Consider the following 26,639-nt stretch of genomic DNA (forward strand, 5'->3'; position numbering starts at 1 on the left):
GAAACAAATTATTTTTTTAATAAAATAAAAAAATAATGACAGTATTAAATGATAAATAATATATGAGAAAAACAGTTGTAATTATTTGGTAATATTAAGTTTTTGATAAATATTGATACTATAAAAATAAATTATTTTTGTAGTTATGACTGTTAAGTAAGTTAGAGGAACAAGTAAGTAAAGCTATAAAATAGTTAGTTTAGAACTAAAAAATCTGTAATATTGTTATTAAAGAAAAAGCTCCCATTGATGAAAAAAAATCCGATACCGGAAAATGAAATAAAAAGACTTAAAGCACTGAAAGAGTATTCAATTATGGATTCTTTGCCGGAAAAGGAATATGATTCAATAACCCAGCTTGCCTCTTATATTTGTGAAACTCCTATAGCCTTAGTAAGTTTATTAGATGAAGACAGACAATGGTTTAAATCCACTGTTGGATTAGAGGTTACTGAAACCCCAAGAAATTTATCTTTTTGCCAATATGCAATTATGGGCGATGAAGTATATGAAGTCAATAATGCAACGGAAAATGAGACATTTGCTAACAATCCTTTAGTGACTGGAAATCCTAATATTAGATTTTATGCAGGAGCACCACTTAAAGATGAAAATGGCTTTAATTTAGGTTCACTTTGTGTTATAGATACAGAACCGAGAATATTGACTAATGAACAAAAAAATGCTTTAAAATTACTTGCCCATCAAGTAGTTTTATTATTGGATTTACGAAAAAAGAATGCGAATTTTATTAAATCTCAAAGGGAATTTCAGAATTTTATTGAACTTTCAAAGGATTTGGTTTGTATTGCGAACGTGGATAGTTTCTTTTATAAAGTTAATCCAGCATTTACGGCTGTATTGGGTTATTCTAAAGAGGAATTAGAAGGGAAACCATTTATTGATTTCATTCATCCGGAAGATTTAGATAAAACATATAAGGAAGTTGAAAAATTATCAAATGGACATAAGACTATCAGTTTTGAAAACCGATACCGTTGCAAAAATGGCAACTATGTTTTATTAAGTTGGAATACATCTCCAGATCCTGATACAGGTAATTTATATTGTATTGCCCGTGACATTACTCTAGAAAAACAACAACAGGAGGAACTTATAAATATTGCAGCTGATTTAACATCCATTCTAAATGCTACAGAATTTGCAATAATATCTTCAGATTTAGACGGAACAATTAAACAATTTAATAGAGGTGCTGAAAAATTACTTGGATATAAATCAGAAGAAATTGTTGGAAAGACAACTCCATCGATTTTTCATGTATGGGATGAAGTTGTTAAACATACGGATGATTTAATAACAGAATTTGGAGAAAATCTAGTGCCTGGATATGATACGTTTGTTTTAAAGGCAAGAGAGCTGGGGATTGCTGATTCTAATGAATGGACCTATGTGAGAAAAGATGGAAGTTTAATCCCAATAGTTTTATCAATTACTGCGATTAAAAATAATTTAGGCGAATTAACGGGGTATTTAGGAATATCTAAGGATATTACAAAAGAAAAAGAAGCAGAGCTAAATTTAATTAGCAGTAATAAATTATTAGATGAATCTCAAAGCATTGCGAAAATTGGAAGCTGGAAATTTGATTTAATGACCAATGATCTTATTTGGTCTAAAGGACATTATCAAATTTTTGATTTAGAGGAATTACCTTCGGATGAACTATTTTTAGCCTACCGAAGCAAAATTCATCCTGATGATTTATCGGGTCTTGACAAAGCACTTGAAAAAATATTAACAACTGGAGCCGACTTACATTATAATCATAGACTCTTATTTTCTAACGGAAATTTAAAATATGTTGTAGCTATAGGGAAACCTTATAAAAATGAAAAAGGAGAGGTAGTTGGGGTTCAAGGTACTATTCAGGATATTACGGACAAAACATTAGCGGAACAAAAAATAGAAGAAAAAGCGAAAGAAATAAACGATATTAAATCGGCATTGGATGAAGCAGCAATCGTAGCCATTACGGATCAAAAAGGTGTTTTCTCTTATGTTAATGAAAATTTTTGCGCGGTTTCTAAATACTCTAAAGAAGAACTAATAGGCCAAGATCAACAAATTATTAGTACTGGTTATCATACCATAGAATTTAGAAGAGACGTATTTGGGACAATTGCTAATGGAAATATTTGGAAAGGAGAAGTAATGAATAGAGCAAAAGATGGCTCTTTTTATTGGGAAAACACCACTATTGTTCCTTTTTTGAACGAAAAAGGAAAGCCTTATCAATATATAGCAATTAGCACTGATATCACTCAAGAAAAATTAGCAAAAGAGAATTTAAATAATGCCTTAGTTGATCTCGGAAAAAAGAATAAAGAACTTGATCAGTATGCATATATTGTCTCTCATGATCTTAAAGCACCGTTAAGAGCCATTAATAATCTTTCGGAGTGGATTGTTGAAGATATGCCTGAAATGCCCGATGAAGTTAGCGCTAATTTTGAATTATTACGGGGTCGTATACAGCGGATGGAAAACCTGATTAATGGCGTTTTAGAATATTCCCGTATTGGACGAACCGAAATCGAAAAAGAAACAACTGATTTAAAAAAGATGTTGAATCAGATTATTGATTCTGTTGTCCCTATTGAAGGATTCGAAGTTTCCATGGTGGATACTATCCCTGTTATTGAAACAGAAAGGATACTCTTACAACAGGTTTTTAGCAATTTGATTAGCAATTCAGTCAAATATAATGATAAACCCATTGGTAAAATAGAATGTTTATATGAAATATTGCCTGATTTTCATCAGTTTACCATAAAAGATAATGGTCCTGGTATTGCAGAAGAATATCATAAAAAAGTATTTGAAGTTTTTCAAACTATTGAAGCGCGTGATAAAAAAGAAAGTACGGGTATTGGTTTGTCTATTGTTAAAAAAATAATTGAAGAAAAAGGAGGCGCTATTTATATAGAATCTGAAAATGATAACGGAACAAGTTTTATTTTTACACTTCCTAAATAAATGAATATGACAGCATCAGAAAAAAAATGTCAGGAGGAATTAGTCGCCCTTAAAAAGGAATTTGAAGAGTTTGTTTATATTGTCTCGCACGATATAAAAACGCCAATGCGAGCCATTTCAAACTTGACAACTTGGATTGAAGAAGATTTAGGAACTAATGCAGACAAAGATATTTTAGACAACTTTAGATTACTGAAAAATAGGGTGGAGCGTCTTGAAAAAATGATGAATGCTTTACTTGAACTTTCTCGTATTAATAGTAGTGAAATGGAGTTGTATGAAGTAAATATTCCTAAATTAGTCAATGATTGTATTAAAATGTTAGCCGATAAATCAAATGTCGAATTTCATTTTACGTATCATTTAAAAAACGAAAATACGGTCACTTTGGGTAAGAAATTGCAAAAAGTGCTGTTCAATTTACTCGATAATGCTGTTCGATTTCATGATAAAGAGAAAAAGAATGTTTTTATTGAAATAATCGAAAATGAAACAGATTATGAAATAAAAGTAAGCGATGATGGCCCAGGAATACCGGAAGAAGTAAGAGATAAAATTTTCTCAATTTTTTATACGGTAAATTCGAAAGATATCGTAGATTCGACCGGTGCGGGATTGGCAATTACCAATAAAATAATTAAATTAGCAGGAGGCGTCTTCCAATATACTCCAGCTGTAAATAACGGTTCGGTTTTTAAATTTAATTGGCCTAAACAATAAGAATAAAAAATTAAAATTATGACACAAAGATTGGTAAACATTTTATTAGTTGAGGACGATGAGGTTGATGTGATGAATGTTAAAAGAGCATTCTCTAAAAATAATATTAAAAATCCGCTTTTTGTGGCAGGAAATGGGGTTGAAGCTTTAGAAATGCTTAATGATAAGATTATTCCTTTACCCAAAATTATTATTTTGGATATTAACATGCCTAAGATGAACGGAATAGAATTTTTGAAGGCTTTAAGGGAAAATGAAAGGCTTAAAAATATTTCTGTCTTTGTCATGACTACTTCAAATGAAGACAGTGACAAAATTAAAGCCTATAATTTGAATGTAGCCGGATATATTTTAAAACCATTATCTTTTGAAAAATTTGTTGTTTCAGTTTCTACACTTAATAATTTCTGGCAATTGTGTGAATTGTAAGCTTTTTTCTTAAATTTACTTTATGACGAGTTCAAATATCTTATTAGTAGACAATTGTAGTTCTGATGTTGAAAATGTAAAAAATGCATTTTCTGAAATTGGTATTAAATCTACGTTGCATTTGGCTCAAAACGATGCCGAAGCTTGGTTAATGTTGCAGGGAGAAAATAAAATATCGCCCATTCCAAAAATTATATTAATAGATATTAATGAGGAAAGTGTAAACGGAATAAAGCTGTTAAGTAAGATACGAATTCATCCTGCTTTAAAATCCATTTTAGTTTTTGTAATCACAAGAACTGATAATGAAGTTAATAAAGCCGCAGCTTTAAATTTAAATATAGCTGGCTACATGCATAAACCATTTGAAAGTACAAATACCACCGATTTTTTTTCAATACTTAATGACTATTGGAACATCATTGAATTTTCAAGTGAAAAAAAATAAAATTATATGGCTACTGCTTTAAAAATACTGATAATCGACGATGATAAAGTTGATTCGATTACCATAATTCGTTCGATATCCCATTCTGGAATTATTGCGGATGTTGAAAGTGCTTTTTCAGCTAAAGAGGGAATTGAAAAGATAAAGTCATTTCATTATGATCTGATTTTTTTAGACTACCTGATGCCGGATAGTGATGGTATTTCTTTTTTAAAAAAATTGAGAGACATAGGCATAGAAACGCCGGTTATTTTTGTGACTTCGCAAGGGGATGAGAAAATTGCCAGTCAGGCTATTTTAGGCGGAGCTTCTGATTATATTCCAAAAACATTACTGACTCCTGATGGCATTTCGCAAAGTATCAGAAATGCAATTAAACTTCATGATAGCCTTGAACTGCGTAAAAAAACAGAATTAGCTTTAAATATTAATGCAAACAGACTCTACGAAGCTCAAAAATTGGCCAAGATTGGGAGTTGGGAAATAAATCTAAATGATGGAGGAGTTTTTTTCTCAGAAGAAATTTTCAATATTTTTGAAATTGACAAAAATACTATTCCTTCCATCGCGCTCATTAAATCATGTTTAATTAATTCAGACGATATTGAACTTTTTGAAAGTAATCTCAAATATGTCAAAAATAGTAATTCTGAAGTACAGTTTAGCCATAGTATATTGTGTGAAAACGGAACGATTAAGTATATTAATGAGTTTATAAAATGTTTGAATGATGAACATAATGTGCCATTCAAAATTTTAGGCACCATTCAGGATATTAGTGAGCAAAAGCGCATTGAAAAAGAATTAATAAAAGCTAAAGATATCGCAGAACAATCTGTTAAGATAAAAGAACAGTTTCTGACGAATATGAGCCATGAAATTCGTACTCCGATGAATGGAATTATAGGGTTTGCAAGAATTCTAGAAGGTACAAATTTAGACAGCGATCAGAAACAAAGTGTAGAAGCAATAAAAAGAGCCAGTAAAAATTTATTGGTTATCATTAATGATATCTTAGATTTTTCTAAAATAGATGCCGATAAAATGACATTTGAAGATGTTAATTTCTCCTTGTCAAAAAATATAAATTCAGTAATTGAATTGCTTTCTCCGATTTCAAAAGAGAAAAAAATAAAGTTATTGTGTGAAATTGATTCCGGAATAAATGATTTTTTAATAGGAGATCCAACACGGTTATCACAAATATTGATTAATCTGGTTGGAAATGCTTTGAAATTCACGGAGAAAGGATATGTTGAGTTAGTTGTTTCCCAGGAGAACGAATCTGAATTTGATACTTTTATCCGATTTACTATTATAGATACAGGCATTGGTATTCCTGAAAATAAGATTGATTCCATTTTTGAAAGTTTTAATCAGGCATCCAATGAAACGACGAGAAAATTTGGAGGAACCGGTTTAGGTCTCACGATTACTCGTAAACTCATTGAATTGCAAGGCGGCATGTTGACTGTAGAAAGTGAAGTTGCTAAAGGGAGTGAATTTTCATTTTTATTACAATATAAAAAGGCTCAAAAAGGAATTGTTGAACCAATAAAAGTAAAAAAAGAGCCGTTCTCCTCTAATTTCTTGAAAGACATAAAAATACTTTTGGTAGAGGACAATGAACTAAATCAACTTCTAGCAATTAAAGTATTTGAAAAATGGGAAAAAGAAATTGATATAGCGGGCAACGGAAAAATAGCCATCGATAAAATAGAAAAGAATGACTATGATATTATTCTGATGGATATTCAAATGCCTGAAATGGATGGAAATGAGGTTACAAAATATATACGAGCCAATATGGGGTCTAAATCGAATATCCCAATAATAGCGTTAACTGCGCATGCTACATTAGTTGAAGAAAAGAGAAGTATAGAAAGCGGTATGAATGATTATCTGTCTAAACCTTTTGATTTTAATGTATTGCTTGAAAAATTACATCACAATTTAATGAATGTAGATAGAATCAAATCTTGTGATTTATCAGAAGATGAAGTAATGACCGAAAAATTAATCAATTTTAATTATTTAAACGAATTTGCTGACGGAGATACTTCCTTTATTGAAAAAATGGTATCCTTGTTTTTACACAATGCCCCACTAGCTTTAGAAGCTATAATTGAAGCAAATGAGATTGATAATATAATAGTTTTAAAAGCTGAAGTACATAAAATAAAATCTGCAATTAGTTTGTTAGGTATAACAAAAGCATCGAAATGTATTGAAATTATTGAAAACGAAATGGAAATAAATCCTTTGGGAGAAAAGCGTAAAGAAGAAGTTGGAAATTTTTATGAAATCTGTCAGCTTGTTTTCAACGAATTGGAAACAATTCATGGTTTTTCTAAAATATAAGAAGTCAGCAAAACCAAAGGGGAATAAAAAACGTAAATAGTATCATAAATACGAATAGTTTTTTTATAAAATATGGTTTGTTTTTCCTCGTAATTTCACAACAAATTTCTAATATATTGAAACTATTAATTATTTAAAAAGTTTATTTTTGAAAAAAGCGAATGTATTTTTAAGAACAACAAAACGCAATTTTTTTGAAGATTTAATTTCCATAATGATTAATTAAACATTAAATGAAAATACTAATAGCCGAAGATGATCAGATGATGCTAAAAACTATTGAATTTAAACTTATTCGTGAAGGGTATGAAGTTATTGCATGTCCGGACGGTAATGTTGCATTAGATAAAATAGTTTCAGAGAATCCGGACCTTATATTGTCAGATATAGAAATGCCTTTTGCTTCTGGATTAGATATCGTTAATAAAGTAAAAATAGAGTTAAAACTAAATATCCCAATAATTATACTATCAGCTGTAGGTTTAGAAAAAACTGTGTTAAAGGCTTTTGAATTGGGTGCTGATGATTTTATTACAAAACCCTTTAGCCCAAATGAGTTAATCGTTAGAATCAAACGATTTTTATTAACATGATACTATTTAAAAACTCCTTCTTGGTTTTAAGAACAAGGAGGAGTTTTTAAATAGTATCATGTTGGTTTAGAACTTACTTTGTCCAATTGCCCATGAGCATCATTTTATTTTGGGTTATAAATATGTATGGATTGTCCCACTAATTTCCATTGCCCTTTTATTTTTTCTAATAACCGGATTTCATAAGAGAATGTTTTTTTGCCGTCTTTTGCAGTTGATTCTTCATTATGGCTTACCCAGGCATTATTCTTATGGATACTCATTTTGTAGTTAGTGTTCACTGAAAATCCGCCATTACCCATTGCACTTGGATTTGTATTGATCATCGCAGTTGGAGGTACATCTATTGTAATACCTTCTGCGGTCGAAACTAAAATCCTGCTGTACGGCTGAATGTACCAGCATTCTGTATGACCGTTACTATCAGCAGCTCTCCATGTGGCTGATTCTTTTTCCAGTAGTCTTTTTATTGATTCAGATTCATCATTTTTTTGACTGTAACCTAATATGCTTATACTTAAAATTAAGAAAAATGATAATTTCCATTTCATATAAATTGTATTTTGTAGTTATATTGATTTATTTACTCACTAAAGATAATGTAATTCTCATTTAATGAAAATTTTAGTATTGAAATTTTAATTTGAAAGCAAAAAGTGGCAGTTGGTTTCTGTTAGTTTCATGAGGAATTCCCGATTTAAATATACAGAAAAGTACGGGTCAAAGGTAGTCTTTTGCCAATCGGCCAGTTGAAAAATGTTTTCATAACAAAGATAGAAAAGCATTTTAAAGTTAAGCCCTTCTTTAATTTTCGTACATTAGTTTATACTTCTTCTCTCCAATCACTTATTGGCAAAAATAGCAGAATCCTTTCGACTAAAAGAAAGATTTTTTAAATGAGAAATGTCTGACTACATAGATTACATTACTTTGATTTGGCGTAAGTTAAGCGGTATTAAAAATTAAAAATATAGCTGTATTGAATAATTTAAAGGTACATTAGCTTAACCTTAAAAAACAATCATGAATTATTTCGAAGAAACTAAAAAATTACTGGATAACTCCGTTTTATTTTATTTAATAACTACTGGAATGGATGGTAATTATTCTTATATAAATGGACATTATGCTAAGGAATTTTCACATATCAATAATAATTTTGTTGGGCAGCCATATCATATTACAATGCATCCTGATGATATGAATACTTGTGTAGAAGTTTCTATGAAGTGCTTCGAGAATCCAGATAAATTATTTCCAGCAACAATAAGGAAACACGATGGGAAAGGAAGTTATGTTTATACCCAGTGGGAATATAAAGCAATGTTTGATGATGAAAAAAATCCGACGGGAATATTCTGTTTGGGATATAATATAACCAAATATGTTGCCGAAGAATTAGAACTACAAATTGCACAACAACAGATTGAGAAAAACTCGGTTACTATGGAAAAAATTATTTTTCAGCAATCACATCTTATTCGGGCTCCGTTAAGCAATATAATTGGACTTACTAGCATTTTGGATAAAACATTATTAGATAGTAATACAAGTAATATTTGTGATATGATATTAGAAAGTTCAAACCAACTTGATGAAGTTATCAGAAGTATTGTAAATATTGCTAGGACCTAGTTTTAATCCTATTGTCATAATTGTATTATTACCAGATAATAAAAAAGCTATACCAAATAGCTAATTGATTATATGTGGTTTGACATTGCCTTTTATAGTTTGCTGTTTTTACGATCCGGCGAATGGTGTTCCGAAGATTCCTACTGCAAGTTCAAGCCAAATGAGGACGAACATTGTTAGAAGAACTACACAGATTGTAATGCGGTGCTCGATTTTGCTTACCTTCCTCATTACAAGTTCACACATGAGACCAGTGCCGAGCAATAGGAAACCTGCGACGATAAAATCGACCAGAGTCCAGTTTACTTCATCCGTGAACTGCATTGCAATTATTGGAATGAGCAATAGAATCGATATTGAAAGCACAATACCAATAAGTCTTTTGTTTTTCATAGTCATAAATTTTCTATTTTTCACTAATAATATATTTGTCAATTTTGTCTAGAAATCGTTCGTCAGTCATACCAGTTCGATTGAACATAATCACACTGCCAATTCCCAAATCAGGATAAATTCTGATCTCACAATAATAACCGCCGCCGCCGCCTGCGTGTGCATAATATTGTTTGCCGTTCAATTGTCCTTTAAACCAGGATAAACACATTCCCGTCGCTTTATTATTGTTTGTATAATTTTCGATGAAAAGCATTTTTTTGTAATCATCTTTTATTAGTTTGCAATTTGGCTTTAAGAGTTCCTGAATGTATTTTACCAAAGCATTTGAAGTGCCAATTAAACCACCGTATGAAACCCCATTTACATAATTGTCTTTAAATGGATTCCATCTGCCTTCAGTTGTATTGATATACTTTGACTTGTCTATAAGTAAGCCCAAAATGAGATTTGATAAACTATATTTTTTATGATAGCCTTTTGCGTGTTGATAACGGTTGGTTATTGTAAAATCCAGTTCGGTTTGTTTAATATTTAATGGGTTTAAAATATTTTCACGGACATAATCTTCATAACTTAATCCGGAAGTCTTTTCAATAAGTTGTCCAAGCAATACATACCCCAAGTTCGAATAAGCATATTTTTCATTCGGTTTTGATTTCGTCTTACTGTTTTTTATGAAGATTTTGCTAAAAAAGGCATTCCTGTCAAACGAGTTGTGTTCCTCTGCTAAATGTATCCAGCTTAATGGAATAGGGTTAGGGATACCAGCGGAATGGCTCATTAATTGACGAATCGTAATTTCTGACGAGTAGGGGAATTCAGGTAAATATTTTTTTATAGGTTGCTCTATATCAAGTTTTTTCTTTTCGGCTAACTGCAAAATTGACAAAGCCGTGAAGGTCTTTGTTATGGAAAAAGCATTATAAGTCGTGTTTTCTGTTGTCTTTTTTTGCTTTTTTATATCTGCATAGCCAGACTGAAATCTATGAATGACACGGTCTTTGTCAAAAATGACGTATTGAACAGAAGGTGTTTTATTCTCTTCGACCTGTTTAATTAAAATAGTGTCTATCAAATCCATAGGTTATAAATAGGATGATTTTCGTTTTTATAGCTTGCAGTAACGTCGGTTCTCCCAAAGCATCGGGATAAAAAGCTCTATTTTAATTAATTTATCAGAAAGCCAAAACTATTTATCTACTAAATTGGCACCTACAACCCCAGGTTTTTTCTCAGCGAGCTTTAATACAATCTTAAGAGTTTCAAGATTAATATCCTCAATTTTCTTCAATCTAATACAACCTATCCCCATACTAAGCTTGCCAAGCTCCTGTTTATATTTTTCCGCTGCACACTTATCCTCAATTACCACACATACATAAATACTTATATAATTCTTCTGATTTGCCAGAGCAATTATGGGCCAATCTTTTTTTTGCTTTTTCGAATCGAGGTAGTAAAACGAACCGTACCCAATCATATTAGAAGCAAAATGAGGTTTTAGGTTCGGAACTGCTTTTTGAATAAAATCGTGGAGAAAATCAAAATCTTTCTTGCGATCTTCAGGTACGTTCAAAAGATATTCTTCTACAGATTTGGCCTCATTTTTTGCAAACATGTTCATAATTGTAGTGTTTATGTTAATTTTTAAATAAGTCTATTTCCAAAGCTTTTATTAAAGTAGAACAATATTAAAGATTTTCCTTTTAAATGGATTCTTTATAATAGGGGTCTTTTTGATAGAATCTGGTTGGTCTCGTTGAGATGGTATCGGCTTACGGTTTGCTTGTTGCTTTCGGTGGCGGAATTCGGAGTGAGGAACTGTCCACCGATAGGTTAAAAAATTACTTAGGAGTCTTTTTCTTTTCTTTTCCTTATTATTTTTGTCACTGATGCAGTCAGAAGTCTTTCTCCTTAAGCTCCAATAGTACCCGTCTTGACTTTTCCAGCCCGATTGTAATTGGCAATAATTACTCCACTTGGCGTAACAGTACTTTCTATTAATGTAAATGCTGCCGGAATCGTGCCATTGTCAAACAACTTTTTTCCATTACCAAGAGTCAACGGGTGAATTTTGAGCCAGAGTTCGTCCACTAAATCATTTTTAAGTAACAGCTGAATAAGTTTACCGCTACCCCAAACTTTAATATCAGAACCTTCTGAATTTTTGAGCTTTTCGATATCTGTCAAACTTTCGAGGAATACGGAGTTTTTCCAATCTGACTTTTTCATGGTCTTGGACAGGACGTATTTTGTGACATCAGTGATACCTGGCCATTCCTTTTCATGCTGAGGCCAGTAGGAGGCAAAAATCTCAAATGTTTTTCTGCCCAAAAGAAGATCTGCAGGTTTCATCTGTTTTTCCATGACCTTACCATAAACTTCGTCACCATAAGGTGCAACCCAACCACCATATTTGAAACCGCCTGATGTATCTTCCTCAGGTCCACCAGGTGCTTGCATTACTCCATCTAATGTAATCATGGATAAGACGATTATTTTCCTCATAGTCTTAGGCGTTTTTGCTAATCAAATATACTGAAATATGAGCAGAAAGTTACCGGGAGTTTATTAATAAGTTAGAAATTAGTCATATAGATCAAATTGTCTTGACGAATTCGTCCATAGATTTCTAAGCACTTTAGATATTGACAATATTGTAATGCTTGTATAATAATTTGTTTTTGATTTAATCGTGTAAAAAAAGCTACCCAACACATTGTTGTTATGGTAATAAAATAAGCTTCTTCGGTTGTTGTTGTGGCTTTCTACTTAGTTGATGTTTTTTGTTTTAAAATAACAAAAGCCATGAATTACTCATAGCTTTTTGTGTTATTTGTATTATTTGCTCACTATTGTGGGCAAAGTTTGCAAAGCTGCGCTAACGATTGTGGCATATCAGGGTGGTCGGGGTAAAATCCTCTTGAAAATCTACAAATTTATTTTAAGATAAGTGCATAGTGTTAACGGACGTCTAATTGGTTCCGTTCAACACAGGTTTTACTGATAGTGTTGCGCACGCAACGAAACCTTAGCTGTTATGCACAGTGTCTTTTTCTGTCTACATCAATTACTTCAAATACGTATTCATCCAATTCAACCAAAATTTAGGAGTTTCCATTTGTGTTACAGGATCAATAGCATTGTGGGCAGGAATTGGCCAACCCATAAATTTTGTAACGGTACCGTTATCTATCAGTGTGTGGTATAATTTATAGGATTGCGAAACAGGTACTCTTGGGTCGCCAGTGTTTGCCAAAATGAGTGTAGGTGCTTTAATGTTTTTGGATTCAGTAATGGGCGATTGAGCAATGTACTTTTTCATATTATCACCTACATAAGGCGAACCGCCAAGTGCTTCTGCACGACCAATATTATTATCGCTAAAACTATACTGGTCAACCCAATCTGTTACGGCTGCGCCAGCAACTGCAGCTTTCCAACCACCATAATGTCCAGCCAACCAAACCGTCATAAAGCCACCATACGACCAACCACTTACACCTACTTTATCGTTGTTAATTATGCCCGTGGCTTTTAATTTTTCTAATCCTGCCATTACATCGCGGCCTGGTCCTTCGCCTGCATCTTGCACAATAGCTACTTTATAATCGGCACCTAAATTATCACTTCCTCTATAATTAGGTTCAAACACAAAATACCCTTCGTTAGCCAATATTTGTGAAAATCTTGAAAACTGCTCTACCGATGCCGCATTTGGACCACCATGAATTACTAAAACTAAAGGATATTTTTTTCCTTTTTCATAGTTTATAGGATAGGTTACAATACCGCAATGTTTTAATCCGTCATTTTCCCATCTTATGGTTTCTGTTTTACCCATTGTCATCTGGCTTATTTCAGTATTGTAATCCGTCAATCGTACCAATTTTGAAGTGGTTGATTGCATAAAATATAATTCAACGGGTTTGTTAGGTTCTGAACCAGTAAAAGCAATAGCACCAGTTTTGCTAACAGTAGCGTCCAACCAAAAACTCCAAAAAGGGCAAACATTGCCGAGGTTGATTACAGTAGTTTTACCGTCTAAATTCATACTCCACATAGATGTTTTATTGTCGTTATGCCCGCCGACTAAAAAAGTTTTATTGTCTGGCATCCAGGCAGATAAGTATAGGTCTCTGTTTAATTGTGTAGAAATAGGTTTGCCTTCTCCGCCAGTTGTATTGGTCAGCCATAGTTCATTTATACTTGTTATTGCATTATCATTTTTAGACCAATAAGAAATTTTGCTTCCATCGGGAGAAAAATTAGGATAGGCCTCCATTTTTGTTCTGGTGGTTAATGACTTGTAGGCTCCATCGGTAATGTTAAGCAATTGGATACTTCTATTTATTCCATCGCCAGAATAAGCAGTAGCTACTTTTACAAACAAAATGGTTTTTCCATCGGGCGACCAAGAAAAAGGAGAAGATGGTGCGCTTGGTGGAATTACAATCGGTAAACTCCAATCACCATCTGTCACTCTTTTATTTTCGGCTGTGGTTGTATTTACCAACCAAATATGGGCAGGCATTGGCTGGCTGCCCACAAACATATCGTTGTTGGTTATTTCAAAACCAGTAAAACCTTTTCCAATTTCGACTTTGTTTTTGGGTTCATTAAGTGCTGCATAGGCAATGTCTGTGGAGTTTGGGCTCCACGCAAAATGTTGCACGCCTTTGATAGCTTTAGTTATTTGCTTTGCTTCGCCACCTTGCATAGAAAGCAAAAAAATTTGATTAAGGGCATCTTTGCCTTGTCCAGCTTTAGAAATAAATGCCAATTGTTCTCCATTAGGCGACCATCGTGGGCTTGATACTGCAAATCTATCTTGTGTGAGTACACTCTTTTTACCCGAAGCCACATCTATCAAAACCAATTCGGCATTGAAACGATTTTGAACATAGTCGGGTCTTGCAACAACAATTACTACACTTTTTCCATCAGGCGAAATTTGTGGGTCGGAGATATTGACCAACTTTGCATAGTCTGTTAATTCAAATTTCTTTTGGCCGTAAACATTGCATTGTCCAAATGCAAGCAATAATGTCGTTAATAAAGTAAAAGCTATTCTCATATTCTTAATTGTTAAGTTTTTAATTTATCTCCTTTGCCTTTTGGAATTGTGCATAACTTGTTTATAATCGCTACAAAGTAGCGACTATAAACCCTTAATTGGGTAGATTTTCGCTGTTCAATAGCGAATAGTAATCAAATATATAAAAATAATATTTTTATTACAAACTATCAAAAGGGCTTTTAATTTGTTGTAAATTTTTTGTGCTTACGCGGGTATAAATTTCGGTGGTTTTTGTTACTGTTATGGCCTAATAATTCTTGTATGTATTTCAAATTCAAGTTACTATTTATTGTCATTAATGCTTGAATTTGTTATTGAATTGGATTCTATTTTGCATGAAGGATGGTAGTGGAAATCCTTCCGATTTTTCTTCGGGAGATTACTTCACCTAGTTGTTATTTTTTATAAGAGTTCTGTGAACTTCGTTTGTAACGTATAGCCTGACCGTGTCGCATAAAATATTGAATGTCATTAATAGAGTAGTTCAGCAACAGGGACATGCCCATAAAAAAAACCGCCTTGTTGAAACGAGACGGATTTTGGTGTTTTCAAATCAGTATTCAAAAAATGGAATCTAATGAATCATTTTGCCAAAAAAGGATGGTCCATTATTTTTTATTAGCCGCAGGCATCATGGGATTCATCTTTTTGTGCATCATTGGTTTCATTTCGGTCACAATTAATTTGATTGTGGTGGTTCCAACGTTTTTACCCATATGAGTTACTGCAGGCATATACATTGCAGTACCTGCTTTGATTTCCATAGTAGTTGCTGTTTTGCCTTTTTCAGTGATTTCTATTTTTCCGCTGGTCAAGGCATAGATGACATGGTTAGGATGACTGTGCCATGCAACTGCCATTCCCGGCTTGAACTCAACTTCCATTACTCTTGTCTTGTCGTTTTCAAGCAGTATTTTTTTATAGACATTTGGTGATGCTTTCATGGGGTCTTGCGCATACAAGCTCGCTCCTTGTAGTAGGAATAGTCCAAAGAGTAGCGTCATTAAAATCATTTTGATTGTTTTCATCTTTTTTAAATTTAAATTTTTAATTATTTTAATTTAATTTTTCTACTTGTTTGGCTTTTTGGTTTCGCCGGTTTTTTAAGTAGTCGATGGTTTCCGTATTTCATCGTTGTTGTGAGTCGGCATTGACAAGAAGTATATAACTGAATTATCAGTATCCTTGTTTGTCCGTAAATGCTTTTAGCTTTTTAAATCAACTTATGATCGGTTTAGATTTACTATAAGCTTTGGCGTACTAATTCATTCGTTTTTTTTGAATAGTGAGGCACAATGTATGCATCATTTTTGTGAGGCTACTAATTTACAAAAAAAAATGAATTTAAAGTTAAATAAAGAAGGATTTTAAATAGTAATATACTGGTTTTAAGTATTTTAATTTATTACTGTTTAATTGTTTTTAGAAAATTTAATACATTAAAAAACCCGTTTTACCTTGTTCCAAAGAATAAGGTAAAACGGATTTAGTATTTCAATCCGGAATAATTAACTGCACTGAAAAAGTGTCAGAGTGATGTTGTTATTTATCAGAATTAAAGTCGAGAATTAAAGCTGAAAATGTATTTGTTGAACATTCAAATGTTGTTTAAAAGTTAAAAAAATCATTTTTGAAAACATTTATTTACCGTAGTATTTATTTTTGTAGTTCACCAAGTTTCTAATTTTTGCTGAATGCTAAAAAGTCGGTTCCACCATTGCTACCGACAACGTCTTTTAATTTAATATAACTGGAGGAATTATCAATAATTTCCCAATCATCAATTATTTCAACAAAATTTATCGGAGGTGTAAAAGTAATATCGAATTTTAAATCGGATAAATTATCGATATAACCATTCGTGTCTGTAATTGACCAAGTTCCGGTGTAAGTATTTGTTCCGTCAGTGGCAGTTAATAGATTATTTGTTCCAAAGCTAAAATTGAATCCATTGAAATTAATTATTTCATTGCCGTCAGTGTCCCAATAAAAATTTATTTTTAAAGTTCCATCAGTAACAATAATAGTAACACCACTTTGGTTATCTATTGGAGTTACACCCTTTAAACGATTGCCAGTATTCAAATCATTCATGCTTGGATTGCAAGTAGAATTAATTTTAATAATTATCAATACCGGCTTTAAACTGAATTGTCTTAGTGTTTTCATAGCAAATAAATTAAATGATTAAATTTTAACATTTTACTACATAAATAATATACAATACAATCAAATTTACGAATTTATATTAGTTTATTTGTTAAAATATTAAAAATAATTTCAATGATGCAAATGTTTTTTTGTTGCTTTAAAAGCATGAAAAAACACGATTTGTAAAGCAGATCTGATTTTAAACCTGAAAAAAATAGATTATTTCGATTATTGAAAGGGTAAGCCAGTGTTAAAATTAAATCAAGTCTTTCTATAGGTTACTTGATTATAATCCTGTTTTTTGAAGCAATAACTTTACTATAAATTGCCTCAACAGCATAGTGTTTGATAAAACTGGGTATCTTTTTTAATTCATTAATTTGATTTAAAGCCGAACGTTTAATTGCGCGTGACATTTTAATCAGATTATCAGTATTATCATCAATCTCCATGGCGACTATTGAATGTATAATTTCTTTTTTCATTATATGTCCAATCATTCCTTGTTCCGTAATTGCGTTTAATTCAATAAATTTTTCTGCAATTTTTAAATTTTGAATACCTTGATAGCTATAATTGGGCTTTTTATTTAAAAAAGTTTGTTTCAATTTTGAAATTATAGAATCATTTATGGTATTCACGGAGTTTTCAGTCTCAACTTTTATAAGAGAAAATGCAACAGGGATGTTCTTTTTGAAATGTAATAGGGTATTTACATTTTGACTGCCAGTTACTACTCCTGAAAAGTGTTTTTTAAGGGTTGATTTGTGTCCAGATACACCAAAGCTATGTTTAATATATCCCTCAGTACAATAGGCAAACAAAATAGACGATTTACTTAATGATTCAATACTCAGCATTATATCATCAGAAAATGTAATGTTAGCTTGAATGGAAGTAATGCCATTTATAAATGGTATTGCATCAATATTTCCCTTGATTAAATCTGAATTTAAGGTTAAATTAAATTCGTTATTGTTTGAATTTAAAGCTCCTTTAAAGGAGATTTCAAGTTCATCAAAAACTTGATTTATTGTGCCAGTTGTAAGATAAATATTTTTCATAAGACGCACTTTTTAAATAATTATAAAAAGAAAATTGTTTCCGTTTATTTTAACTATTTTTTGATCTATTCAAAGTACGGGATTAAGTGTAAATTTTTTGTTGTATAATTATTAAAAAAGGTTTCATAATTAATTGATAATAGGTGCTTTATAGTTAGGGCTATAGCGGAAATAAAAATCTGATTTTTTAAGACAGCTTACAGTATTACGCACATACAGCTGTTTATTTATTTTACTTTGGCAAGTAAGTGGAAGTAAAAATCTAATGTTAACATTGTTGCGTTATATATTTAAAGTAAAGTTTTACCAATAGGATAGCCCATAAAAAAATCCGATTTGCTTTCACAAATCGGATTCATAAATGGGATATCAAAAATCGTTAAGCTACGATCTAAAATCTATAAATGTATTACTTCACCGTATGCATCAGCAACGGCTTCCATAACAGCTTCACTCATTGTTGGGTGTGGGTGAATTGATTTTAGGATCTCGTGTCCTGTAGTTTCCAGTTTACGTGCTACAACTGCCTCAGCAATCATATCCGTAACACCAGCTCCAATCATGTGACAACCCAACCATTCGCCATACTTGGCATCAAAAATAACTTTTACAAAACCATCCGGAGTTCCGGCTGCTTTCGCTTTTCCTGAAGCTGAGAAAGGGAATTTACCAATTTTCAATTCGTATCCTTTTTCTTTAGCTTGTTTTTCAGTCAAACCTACTGAAGCAATTTCAGGAGTTGCATACGTACAACCCGGTACGTTTCCATAATCGATAGGTTCTACGTGAAGTCCTGCGATTTTTTCTACACAATTGATTCCTTCAGCAGAAGCTACGTGAGCTAATGCTTGCCCCGGTGTAACATCACCAATAGCATAATATCCAGGAATGTTGGTTTGATTGTATGCGTTTACTAAGATTTTATCTCTGTCAGTAGCAATACCAACTTCTTCTAATCCTATGTTTTCAATATTGGTTTTGATTCCAACAGCTGAAAGCAAGATTTCTGCTTCCAGAACTTCTTCTCCTTTTGCTGTTTTTACAAATGCTTTAACACCTGCTCCAGTAGTATCAATTCGTTCAACTGAAGAACTGGTCATGATTTTGATTCCTGCTTTTTTCAAAGAACGCTCCATTTGTTTCGAAATATCTTCGTCTTCAACTGGAACTACATTTGGCATGAATTCTACAATGGTAACATCGGTTCCCATAGAGTTGTAGAAATGTGCAAATTCTACTCCAATCGCTCCAGAACCTACAATAATCATAGACTTAGGTTGTGTTGGCAAAGTCATTGCTTGTCTATATCCAATTACTTTTACACCGTCTTGTGGCAAGTTTGGTAATTCACGAGAACGTGCTCCAGTTGCAACAATGATATGGTCAGCAGCATATTCAGTAACTTTATTGTCTTTGTCAGTAACATCAACTTTTTTTCCTGGTTTTAGTTTTCCAAAACCATCAATCACGTCGATTTTATTTTTTTTCATCAAGAATTGAACACCTTTGCTCATTCCGTCAGCAACACTACGACTGCGTTGTACAACAGCAGGGAAGTCTTTGTCAAATGATGAAACAGTCAATCCATAATCAGAAGCGTGTTTTAGATAATCGAAAACCTGAGCTGATTTCAGTAACGCTTTTGTTGGGATACAACCCCAGTTCAAACATACTCCGCCTAAGTTTTCTTTTTCAATCACGGCTACTTTAAAGCCTAATTGTGATGCTCTAATGGCTGTAACATAACCGCCTGGGCCACTTCCTAAAACTATAATATCGTATTTCATTTTTTTTCTTTTTATTTAAATTTTTGTAAAAATGAATTCGTAAAAACTCATTTCGTTTTTTAAGTATTTATTTTTTTAGTTATAAAAATGGAATTGCTTCGCCTGTTCGTAAACTCGGGTTGCAAAAGCCCATTTCATTTTAGGTACGTTTTTACTAAATTAATTGATTTGGCGAATTTAAGGATTTATTCTGTTTTGAGAAAATTTCAATGAAATAAAGTAATAAACTAACAAATTTTCAAAAAACCACCGTTTTTTTAAATAAAATTAGTTGAACTCATTCTAATTTAAAATGCTATAAAAATCTAGTTTTTACGGTTAAACAATTAACCAAATTCACAAATAACCGAGTGATAAACTTAATTAGCCACCGAAAATTGCGAATCATACAAGTTCTTGTAATACCCACTTTCACGGTTGATTAACTCTTGATGCGTGCCTTGCTCGACAATTAATCCTTTATCCATTACCACAATCTTATCAGCATTGACGATGGTTGCAAGTCGGTGTGCAATCACGATGGAAGTACGGCCTTTGGTAATCGTTTCTGTGGCGCGTTGAATCAATTCTTCGGAATAGGTGTCAATCGATGAAGTGGCCTCATCCAAAATTAAAATACTCGGATTACTCACATACGCTCTCAAAAAAGCAATTAACTGGCGCTGTCCTGACGAAAGCATTACCCCACGTTCTTTGACGTCAAAATCATAATCATCAGGTAAACTCATAATAAAATCGTGAACGCCAATTTTTTTGGCTGCAGCCAAAACCTGTTCCCTGCTTATCGCTGGATTATTCAAGGTGATGTTATTGAAAATAGTATCGGCAAAAAGGAAAACATCCTGCAATACCACCGCAATTTGCGTACGCAATGAACTTAAAGTATAATGTTCAATGTTGTGATTGTCAATATAAATGGAACCACTGTTGATTTCGTAAAAACGGTTTAACAAGTTGATAATTGTTGATTTACCCGCTCCCGTAGAGCCTACAATAGCAATCGTTTGTCCGGCATTTACTTCAAGGTCAATTCCTTTAATTACATCTTCTTCAGGAATATAACCAAAACGAACGTTTTCGAATTTTATATCCCCCTTGAAAATTGGCGCTTCAATCGTTCCGGTATCTTGTATTTGATCTTGGGTATCCAAAATATCAAAAACACGATTCGCCGCAATCATTCCCAGTTGCATCTCGTTGAATTTATCCGCGATTTGGCGCAATGGATTAAACAACATTCCGATGAACATGGTGTACGAAAACAAATCTCCAAAAGTGGTAAAATGATCGCCATTTAATATTTTAATTCCACCGTACAACACTATAAATCCTAATGTTAATGATGAAATAATATCGGCAATAGGGAAGAAGATGGAGTTATAAAGAATGGTTTTTATCCAGGCTTTATTGTGCTTGTCATTGATGCTTTTAAATTTTTCAAATTCAATGTCTTCTCTGTTGAAAAGTTGAACAATTTTCATTCCCGTCACACGTTCTTGAACAAAAGAGTTCATATTGGCAATTTGCGTACGCACTTCTTCAAAAGCCACTTGCATTTTCTTTTGGAAAATTCGGGTGAAGAAAACCAGAATAGGCATAGCCACAATTACAATCCAGGTGAGCTTCCAGTTCATGTAGAACATAAAAAGAAGTACAACAACCATTTTCATCAAGTCACTGATAATCATAAACAATCCCTGACTAAAAATTCGGGCAATTGCCTCAATATCCGATACGGAACGCGTTACGAGTTGCCCCACGGGAACAAGATCAAAATACTTCATTCTAAAACTCAACAAGTGTTTGAATAGTTTTGTTCGAATGTCTTTCACAATATCCTGACCCAGCCAGTTTGCCCAATATACAAAGTAAAATTGCGAAAATACCTCCATTAAAAGCACAACTCCCATCAAGATTACATACATCAATAATCCTTGTTGATCATGGGTTTTTAGATAACCATCAACCGTTTGCTTCAACAAATATGGGCGTAATGCAGCAAATATGGATAACGAAATGGCAAAAACAATCACGCCATTAAAACGCCATTGGTACGGTTTCGTGTATTGTAATATTCGTTTGAATAATCGGGTATCAAATGCTTTTGCTTTCATGTTTTTTGGATTTATCCTGATTTTTTTCAGGAGCTATTTCCTGCTATTCGTTGCAATCTTTTATGTCCGCCGAAAAGGCGGAACATAAAAGGATTTTCACTGCTATCAGGGCTATTGTGTAATGTAATCGTACTCTATTTTGGTTAAATATAAACCATGCGCTGGAACCGAAAAACCAGCTTTGTCTCGATTTTTATTTTCTATAATGACAATAAAATCAGCCAGTGTAATTTTGTGTAATCCTATATTTACTAATGTTCCTACAATGGCACGCACCATGTTTCGTAAAAAACGATTAGCCGAAATCGTGAAAATAAGGCTGCCGTTTTCTTGTTTCCAATATGCTTCAAAAATCGTACAGTCAAATGTATTCACATCCGTATTCACTTTAGAGAAACATTGAAAATCAGTAAAATTAAACAATAATTTGGCCGCTTCGTTCATTGAATCCACATCTAATTTTTGATGGAAATACCAACTTTGTTCTTGCGAAAAAACATCTTTAAAAGTGTTGATATGGTATTCATATGTTCTTTTAGTCGCGTCAAAACGCGTGTGCGCTTCGTCGTGAACGGGAATAATGCCATAAACAACAATGTCTTTGGGCAAGTAGGAGTTGAGCTTGTGAATTAAATTTGGAATGTCAAATGGTTTTTCAAAATCAAAATGAGCGTACATTTCCTTGGCGTGAACACCAGTATCCGTGCGTCCTGCTCCCATAAGATTAATTTCAGTATTCAATAGTACCGAAAACGCTTTGTTCATCGTTTCCTGAACTGATGCAGCATTGGGTTGGTATTGCCAGCCGTGATAATGGGTTCCGTTGTATGCTAATTTTATGAAATACCTCAAGTGATTTTTTTTGAAGTGACAAAGATACTTATTAATTTTTGTGTCACGAAGTCGCGATGCAGCAAATAGGGGAAACACTTAAAAAAAACAATTTATTTAAAAAAATCCAATTTTAAAAAATCTGCGTAAATCTGCTGAATCTGCGTGCCAATATTAGCACGCAGATTCATTAGATTTAAGAAGATTCTAAATAAAAAGTATGATTTTTATTAAAATAAAGAGGCACTTATTTTAAAATCGTTTTCCTGTGGCGCAAAAATTGTTCAATTTAAAATGGATTTTTTATTTGGAATTTGATTGTTTAATTTTACCACAAAATCCTAGCCCAGATAGCAGCGGTATCCTTTTTATTCGCCTTTTCGGTGGATATAAAGATACAAGCGAATAGCTGGAAATAGCTCCTAATAAACCTGTTTTGAAAAAAATATTACTCCTTTCTGATACGCACAGCCACATTGACGATACTGTTTTAAAATACGCTGCTCAGGCGGATGAAGTCTGGCATGCGGGTGATATTGGGGATTTAGCTGTAACAGATACTATAAAAAAAATAAAACCCTTGCGTTGTGTTTATGGTAATATTGATGATGCTAAAGCTAGATTGGAATTCCCGTTGCACAACCGTTTTATGTGTGAGGGAGTCGATGTTTGGATTACGCATATTGGCGGTTATCCTGGGAAATACAATCCTAATATTAAAGCGGAGATGGCTGCCAATCCTCCAAAATTATTTATTTGTGGGCATTCACACATTCTAAAAGTAATATTTGATAAAAAGCATAATCTCTTACACATGAATCCTGGAGCAGCTGGAAAAAGTGGTTTTCATCAGGTGCGCACGATGTTGCGTTTTGTGATTGATGGCGATAAAATCAAGGATTTGGAAATTATTGAAATAGAGAAAAAGGGATAATAATTATTTTTCTACAACTGGAACAACAATATAAATTGATGTTCCATGATTTTGTTTGGAATCGATAGAAATGCTCCCTTTTAAATTGTTTATTCTCGCCTGAATCTGATTGAGTCCAAAACCTGCTAAGCTATGTAAATGAGCTGTATTGAACCCTTTTCCATCGTCATACACATGGATTTGGAGTGATTTATTGGTTTCCTGAATAGTAACTTTTGCAGTTTTTGCCTTGCTGTGTTTGTTTATATTATTCAATAATTCGCTGATTATAAAATAAATTTTCATTTCAAAGTCCTCATTATAACGCGTTTTTGTGGGTACCAGACTTGAATATTTAAATTCAATTACTGAGTTTGAGTTTTTTTCACATAAATCCTCCAGTGCATAAAATAAACCAAAACGGGCTAAAAGTGTGGGCATCAATTCATGTGACAAATCACGAACTTTATCATGCGCTTCCACTAAGATAGCTTTAGTCTTTAGTATTTCTTGAGGTGGAGATTGATTTTGCGAAGTAAAAACATTTAAATGCAATCCTGCCGATGATAACAAAGCGCTAATGTTATCATGTAAAAAAGAAGCGATTTTTTTTCTTTCTAATTCTTGTCCGTTTATGGATGCGTTGATTATGTTTTCCTGGATTTTACTTTGTAAATCTTTCAGTTTGTTGTTCTGTTTTAGTTTTGTATTCTGGAATAAAATATAAAAAAGAATGATGATTAAAAGCAATAGTGAAATCACAATAATACTGATTTTTTTGTTCTTAGATTGTGTTTCCAGTAGTAATTCCTGCTTCGTTTTGTAATTAGTTTCTATTTTGTCAATCTCTCTCTTATATTCATCTATTTCAAGGTTAATGCCTGCAATATTGATTTTTTTAAGTTTCTCTTCTGTATTGAGTTGAGCCGTGATGGTATTGTAAAGTGCCAGGTTTTCGTACGCTTTTTGAAATTCACCATTTTTTAATAAAAATTTAGAATATTCTTGATGTGAAAATGATAAATCTGACTTTTCATCTCCCGCATTTCCAAATTTTATGGCATTTTGAAAAAAGAAGTTGGCTTTATTACTGTCATTTTTATAACCATAATACATGCCGTTTAGCATGTTTAGCGCAACTATTGTGGATTCATCACCATATTTTTGGTGGTGTTTATTTATATATTCTAAATAAGGGTAGCCCTCTTCAAAATGACCAATGTCAAAATAAGCCCAGGTTATATTGAGTTTTGTGAAAACTATTTGGCTGAAATCATTTATTTTTTTACTGTATTCTAATGATTTTTTATAGTAGACGATTCCTTTCTCATATTTTTTTTTATCAAAGCAATAGATATTTCCTAGATTGTTATAGAGCCAATTTTTCAATTCATTGTTATTGGTTCTATTAGCATAAAATAAGCCTTTGTTGTAGTAGAAAAAGGCTTTGTCAAATTCTGCTAATTCATCAAAATTGGCAGCAATCGTATTGTAAGTAGCGGCTATAAGATTGTCATCTTTTATCGCGATGGCATAATGTAAAGCGATTCGAGCTTTTACCAGAGATTTTTCAAAATTGCCTTCTTTCATACATTTATTAGCCTCTTTTGCTAATAAAGTAATTTCTTTTTTGGAACGTATTTTTTTTTGAGCAAAAGAAGGAGCGCTAAAAAAAAATAGCAGTAAAAGAAGTACTATAGTAATTCGAAATAGAGACATAAAAAAGTACTTTATTGCTTAATTTAGGACTTTATCAAATTATTTTTAATCGCATATTTGACTAAACTGATCGTGTTTTTTGCATCCAGTTTTTTCATTATGTTTTTACGATGCGTTTCAACAGTATTCATGCTGATAAAGAGTTGTTCGCTAATTTGCTTTCCACTGTATTCTAATGAAATCAAAGTGATAATTTCCAATTCGCGTCCTGTCAAAATTGAATTTGTATCCAGCCCGTTTTTGTTTAGTTTTGGATTGCTCTTTGTTAAAGAATTAAAGATTTTTTCTCGAATAGGTTTGCTGAAATATTCTTCTCCTCTTGAAATTGCTTCAATAGCTTCGACGATATTTTCACCGGCACATTGTTTTGTTAAATAGCCACTCACACCAAGTTTCATGATTTCTTTTATCAATTTCAGATCATCATAACTGGAAAGAATAATGACCTTACAAGGAAAACCTTTTTCAGCAAATTCTTTGATGACCTCAATTCCGTCTTTTTCCGGCATATTAATGTCTAAAACAAGAATATCAGATTTGTTTTTTGTAACGTCATCATAAATGGTGGTTCCATTTAGAGAAAATCCCACTACTTCATAATTAGGTATGGTTTGCAGTAAAGTACTGATTCCATCAATAAGTATTTGATGATCGTCCGCTAAATGAATTCTAATTTTTGTTTTCATAATGAAATTACTACGTTTCAAATTTATAAAAATATAATGAATTATTTAGTAAGATTTTTATTATTTATAAGCACAAAAAAACCCGAACTGTTACATCCGGGTTTTCTTCGCACTAATAAATTAAGTTTATAGGTTTACCTCAATCTATCCACAGATTTTACAAGATCTTCATCCTTTTTGATGGCTTTATTAGCCAAAACTAATAATACGATAGCAACAATAGGTAGAAACATCCCAATACCTTTCTCCGAAACAGCCAGTGTTTCTCCAGATAAGTTTAGTGAACGATATACAAACAATCCTAATAAAATTAAATTTAATATTATGTTCAATCTGCCAATAACAAATTGATTTTGTCTTTTTTTATAAGATACAATACTCAATAAAGTAAGCGTTGTGCTTAAACCTAATAAGATTACATAGACTTGGTCTTGCATGAATAAAAAATCAGTTTCATTGCTCATTGTCCATAAAGGAATGAAAAATGGTAAAATTCCTGTCACTACAAAAGCAAGAAATAAATAAATGGTTTGAATTCTTTGTATCATGGTTTTGATTTGTTCTACAAAAATATATTTTCTTTTTTAAAAATGCTATTGTATGATAAAATTTTATTCGTATTATTGCATGATAATACCGTAAGCACTTCATACTGCGGTTGATTCAAAATAAAAAAGTTTACTACCTATCTTTACAATTTTCCAAAATAATT

23 protein-coding genes are annotated in these 26,639 nt (G+C 32.5%); 8 read left to right on the forward strand and 15 right to left on the reverse strand.

Features of this window, described 5'->3' with window-relative positions; all coding sequences use genetic code 11:
* Positions 1–249: 249 nt before the first annotated feature.
* From ACM55K_RS11875 to ACM55K_RS11900, 6 genes are all read left to right on the forward strand, one after another.
* Complete coding sequence (locus tag ACM55K_RS11875) at positions 250–3,000, forward strand: PAS domain S-box protein (protein WP_416850460.1); 2,751 nt, start codon at positions 250–252, stop codon at positions 2,998–3,000.
* A 6-nt stretch (positions 3,001–3,006) separates the two neighbouring features.
* Positions 3,007–3,720 carry a sensor histidine kinase gene (locus tag ACM55K_RS11880; protein ID WP_416850461.1) on the forward strand — a complete coding sequence of 238 codons (714 nt, stop codon included), beginning with the start codon at positions 3,007–3,009 and terminating at the stop codon, positions 3,718–3,720.
* A gap of 18 nt (positions 3,721–3,738) precedes the next feature.
* On the forward strand, positions 3,739–4,149 hold the full coding sequence (locus ACM55K_RS11885; protein ID WP_416850462.1) for a response regulator: 411 nt from the start codon (positions 3,739–3,741) through the stop codon (positions 4,147–4,149).
* Positions 4,150–4,171: 22 nt separating this feature from the next.
* Positions 4,172–4,597, forward strand: a complete 426-nt coding sequence (locus ACM55K_RS11890; protein ID WP_416850463.1) for a response regulator — start codon at positions 4,172–4,174, stop codon at positions 4,595–4,597.
* Between the two features lie 6 nt (positions 4,598–4,603).
* Positions 4,604–6,958: a response regulator gene (locus tag ACM55K_RS11895; RefSeq protein WP_416850464.1), complete on the forward strand. Its 2,355-nt coding sequence runs from the start codon at positions 4,604–4,606 to the stop codon at positions 6,956–6,958.
* 233 nt (positions 6,959–7,191) lie between these two features.
* Positions 7,192–7,551 carry a response regulator transcription factor gene (locus tag ACM55K_RS11900; protein WP_416850465.1) on the forward strand — a complete coding sequence of 120 codons (360 nt, stop codon included), beginning with the start codon at positions 7,192–7,194 and terminating at the stop codon, positions 7,549–7,551.
* A gap of 104 nt (positions 7,552–7,655) precedes the next feature.
* Here the strand turns inward: ACM55K_RS11900 and ACM55K_RS11905 are convergent, their stop codons facing one another.
* Positions 7,656–8,102, reverse strand: a complete 447-nt coding sequence (locus tag ACM55K_RS11905) for an endo-arabinase (RefSeq protein ID WP_416850466.1) — start codon at positions 8,100–8,102, stop codon at positions 7,656–7,658.
* A gap of 472 nt (positions 8,103–8,574) precedes the next feature.
* Between ACM55K_RS11905 and ACM55K_RS11910 the strand changes: the two genes are divergently transcribed.
* Positions 8,575–9,186, forward strand: coding sequence for a hypothetical protein (locus ACM55K_RS11910; RefSeq protein WP_416850468.1), 612 nt, complete (start codon positions 8,575–8,577; stop codon positions 9,184–9,186).
* A gap of 108 nt (positions 9,187–9,294) precedes the next feature.
* Here the strand turns inward: ACM55K_RS11910 and ACM55K_RS11915 are convergent, their stop codons facing one another.
* The 11 genes from ACM55K_RS11915 to truA form a co-directional block, all read right to left on the reverse strand.
* The gene (locus ACM55K_RS11915; protein WP_416850469.1) at positions 9,295–9,579 is read right to left on the reverse strand and encodes a hypothetical protein; all 285 of its coding nucleotides are present in this window, start codon (positions 9,577–9,579) and stop codon (positions 9,295–9,297) included.
* Positions 9,580–9,592: 13 nt separating this feature from the next.
* Positions 9,593–10,663, reverse strand: a complete 1,071-nt coding sequence (locus tag ACM55K_RS11920; RefSeq protein WP_416850470.1) for a serine hydrolase domain-containing protein — start codon at positions 10,661–10,663, stop codon at positions 9,593–9,595.
* Positions 10,664–10,771: 108 nt separating this feature from the next.
* Positions 10,772–11,206, reverse strand: coding sequence for a DUF1801 domain-containing protein (locus ACM55K_RS11925; RefSeq protein WP_416850471.1), 435 nt, complete (start codon positions 11,204–11,206; stop codon positions 10,772–10,774).
* A gap of 290 nt (positions 11,207–11,496) precedes the next feature.
* Positions 11,497–12,090: a dihydrofolate reductase family protein gene (locus tag ACM55K_RS11930; protein WP_416850472.1), complete on the reverse strand. Its 594-nt coding sequence runs from the start codon at positions 12,088–12,090 to the stop codon at positions 11,497–11,499.
* 562 nt (positions 12,091–12,652) lie between these two features.
* A complete protein-coding gene (locus tag ACM55K_RS11935; RefSeq protein WP_416850473.1) occupies positions 12,653–14,659 on the reverse strand; it encodes a S9 family peptidase in 2,007 nt (668 codons plus the stop codon).
* A 611-nt stretch (positions 14,660–15,270) separates the two neighbouring features.
* Positions 15,271–15,666, reverse strand: a complete 396-nt coding sequence (locus ACM55K_RS11940; RefSeq protein ID WP_416850474.1) for a cupin domain-containing protein — start codon at positions 15,664–15,666, stop codon at positions 15,271–15,273.
* Positions 15,667–16,342: 676 nt separating this feature from the next.
* Complete coding sequence (locus ACM55K_RS11945) at positions 16,343–16,831, reverse strand: hypothetical protein (RefSeq protein ID WP_416850475.1); 489 nt, start codon at positions 16,829–16,831, stop codon at positions 16,343–16,345.
* A 260-nt stretch (positions 16,832–17,091) separates the two neighbouring features.
* Complete coding sequence (locus tag ACM55K_RS11950) at positions 17,092–17,877, reverse strand: hypothetical protein (RefSeq protein ID WP_416850476.1); 786 nt, start codon at positions 17,875–17,877, stop codon at positions 17,092–17,094.
* A 398-nt stretch (positions 17,878–18,275) separates the two neighbouring features.
* A complete protein-coding gene (gene lpdA / locus ACM55K_RS11955; RefSeq protein WP_416850477.1) occupies positions 18,276–19,664 on the reverse strand; it encodes a dihydrolipoyl dehydrogenase in 1,389 nt (462 codons plus the stop codon).
* A 359-nt stretch (positions 19,665–20,023) separates the two neighbouring features.
* Complete coding sequence (locus ACM55K_RS11960) at positions 20,024–21,778, reverse strand: ABC transporter ATP-binding protein (protein WP_416850478.1); 1,755 nt, start codon at positions 21,776–21,778, stop codon at positions 20,024–20,026.
* A gap of 111 nt (positions 21,779–21,889) precedes the next feature.
* A complete protein-coding gene (truA, locus tag ACM55K_RS11965) occupies positions 21,890–22,630 on the reverse strand; it encodes a tRNA pseudouridine(38-40) synthase TruA (protein ID WP_416850479.1) in 741 nt (246 codons plus the stop codon).
* A gap of 415 nt (positions 22,631–23,045) precedes the next feature.
* Between truA and ACM55K_RS11970 the strand changes: the two genes are divergently transcribed.
* Positions 23,046–23,543, forward strand: a complete 498-nt coding sequence (locus ACM55K_RS11970) for a metallophosphoesterase family protein (protein WP_416850480.1) — start codon at positions 23,046–23,048, stop codon at positions 23,541–23,543.
* 3 nt (positions 23,544–23,546) lie between these two features.
* Here ACM55K_RS11970 and ACM55K_RS11975 read toward each other — a convergent pair whose 3' ends face one another.
* From ACM55K_RS11975 to ACM55K_RS11985, 3 genes are all read right to left on the reverse strand, one after another.
* The gene (locus ACM55K_RS11975) at positions 23,547–25,241 is read right to left on the reverse strand and encodes a tetratricopeptide repeat-containing sensor histidine kinase (RefSeq protein ID WP_416850481.1); all 1,695 of its coding nucleotides are present in this window, start codon (positions 25,239–25,241) and stop codon (positions 23,547–23,549) included.
* 23 nt (positions 25,242–25,264) lie between these two features.
* Positions 25,265–25,927: a response regulator gene (locus tag ACM55K_RS11980; protein WP_416850482.1), complete on the reverse strand. Its 663-nt coding sequence runs from the start codon at positions 25,925–25,927 to the stop codon at positions 25,265–25,267.
* A 134-nt stretch (positions 25,928–26,061) separates the two neighbouring features.
* On the reverse strand, positions 26,062–26,475 hold the full coding sequence (locus ACM55K_RS11985; protein WP_416850483.1) for a DUF4293 family protein: 414 nt from the start codon (positions 26,473–26,475) through the stop codon (positions 26,062–26,064).
* Positions 26,476–26,639 lie beyond the last annotated feature (164 nt).

Origin of the sequence: Flavobacterium arabinosi, from assembly GCF_048158725.1 — a bacterium.
GTDB classification, from domain to species: Bacteria; Bacteroidota; Bacteroidia; order Flavobacteriales; family Flavobacteriaceae; genus Flavobacterium; species Flavobacterium arabinosi.

Bases quoted from the DNA above. Each gene is read 5' to 3' on its own strand.
- ACM55K_RS11950 (WP_416850476.1), bottom strand. From the start codon at position 17,877: ATGAAAAATATTTATCTTACAACTGGCACAATAAATCAAGTTTTTGAT.
- ACM55K_RS11945 (WP_416850475.1), bottom strand. From the start codon at position 16,831: ATGAAAACACTAAGACAATTCAGTTTAAAGCCGGTATTGATAATTATT.
- ACM55K_RS11875 (WP_416850460.1), top strand. From the start codon at position 250: ATGAAAAAAAATCCGATACCGGAAAATGAAATAAAAAGACTTAAAGCA.
- ACM55K_RS11980 (WP_416850482.1), bottom strand. From the start codon at position 25,927: ATGAAAACAAAAATTAGAATTCATTTAGCGGACGATCATCAAATACTT.
- ACM55K_RS11935 (WP_416850473.1), bottom strand. From the start codon at position 14,659: ATGAGAATAGCTTTTACTTTATTAACGACATTATTGCTTGCATTTGGA.
- ACM55K_RS11930 (WP_416850472.1), bottom strand. From the start codon at position 12,090: ATGAGGAAAATAATCGTCTTATCCATGATTACATTAGATGGAGTAATG.
- ACM55K_RS11885 (WP_416850462.1), top strand. From the start codon at position 3,739: ATGACACAAAGATTGGTAAACATTTTATTAGTTGAGGACGATGAGGTT.
- ACM55K_RS11895 (WP_416850464.1), top strand. From the start codon at position 4,604: ATGGCTACTGCTTTAAAAATACTGATAATCGACGATGATAAAGTTGAT.
- ACM55K_RS11960 (WP_416850478.1), bottom strand. From the start codon at position 21,778: ATGAAAGCAAAAGCATTTGATACCCGATTATTCAAACGAATATTACAA.
- ACM55K_RS11940 (WP_416850474.1), bottom strand. From the start codon at position 15,666: ATGACGCTACTCTTTGGACTATTCCTACTACAAGGAGCGAGCTTGTAT.
- ACM55K_RS11890 (WP_416850463.1), top strand. From the start codon at position 4,172: ATGACGAGTTCAAATATCTTATTAGTAGACAATTGTAGTTCTGATGTT.
- ACM55K_RS11985 (WP_416850483.1), bottom strand. From the start codon at position 26,475: ATGATACAAAGAATTCAAACCATTTATTTATTTCTTGCTTTTGTAGTG.
- ACM55K_RS11925 (WP_416850471.1), bottom strand. From the start codon at position 11,206: ATGAACATGTTTGCAAAAAATGAGGCCAAATCTGTAGAAGAATATCTT.
- ACM55K_RS11910 (WP_416850468.1), top strand. From the start codon at position 8,575: ATGAATTATTTCGAAGAAACTAAAAAATTACTGGATAACTCCGTTTTA.
- ACM55K_RS11880 (WP_416850461.1), top strand. From the start codon at position 3,007: ATGACAGCATCAGAAAAAAAATGTCAGGAGGAATTAGTCGCCCTTAAA.
- ACM55K_RS11920 (WP_416850470.1), bottom strand. From the start codon at position 10,663: ATGGATTTGATAGACACTATTTTAATTAAACAGGTCGAAGAGAATAAA.
- lpdA (WP_416850477.1), bottom strand. From the start codon at position 19,664: ATGAAATACGATATTATAGTTTTAGGAAGTGGCCCAGGCGGTTATGTT.
- ACM55K_RS11975 (WP_416850481.1), bottom strand. From the start codon at position 25,241: ATGTCTCTATTTCGAATTACTATAGTACTTCTTTTACTGCTATTTTTT.
- ACM55K_RS11915 (WP_416850469.1), bottom strand. From the start codon at position 9,579: ATGAAAAACAAAAGACTTATTGGTATTGTGCTTTCAATATCGATTCTA.
- ACM55K_RS11900 (WP_416850465.1), top strand. From the start codon at position 7,192: ATGAAAATACTAATAGCCGAAGATGATCAGATGATGCTAAAAACTATT.
- ACM55K_RS11905 (WP_416850466.1), bottom strand. From the start codon at position 8,102: ATGAAATGGAAATTATCATTTTTCTTAATTTTAAGTATAAGCATATTA.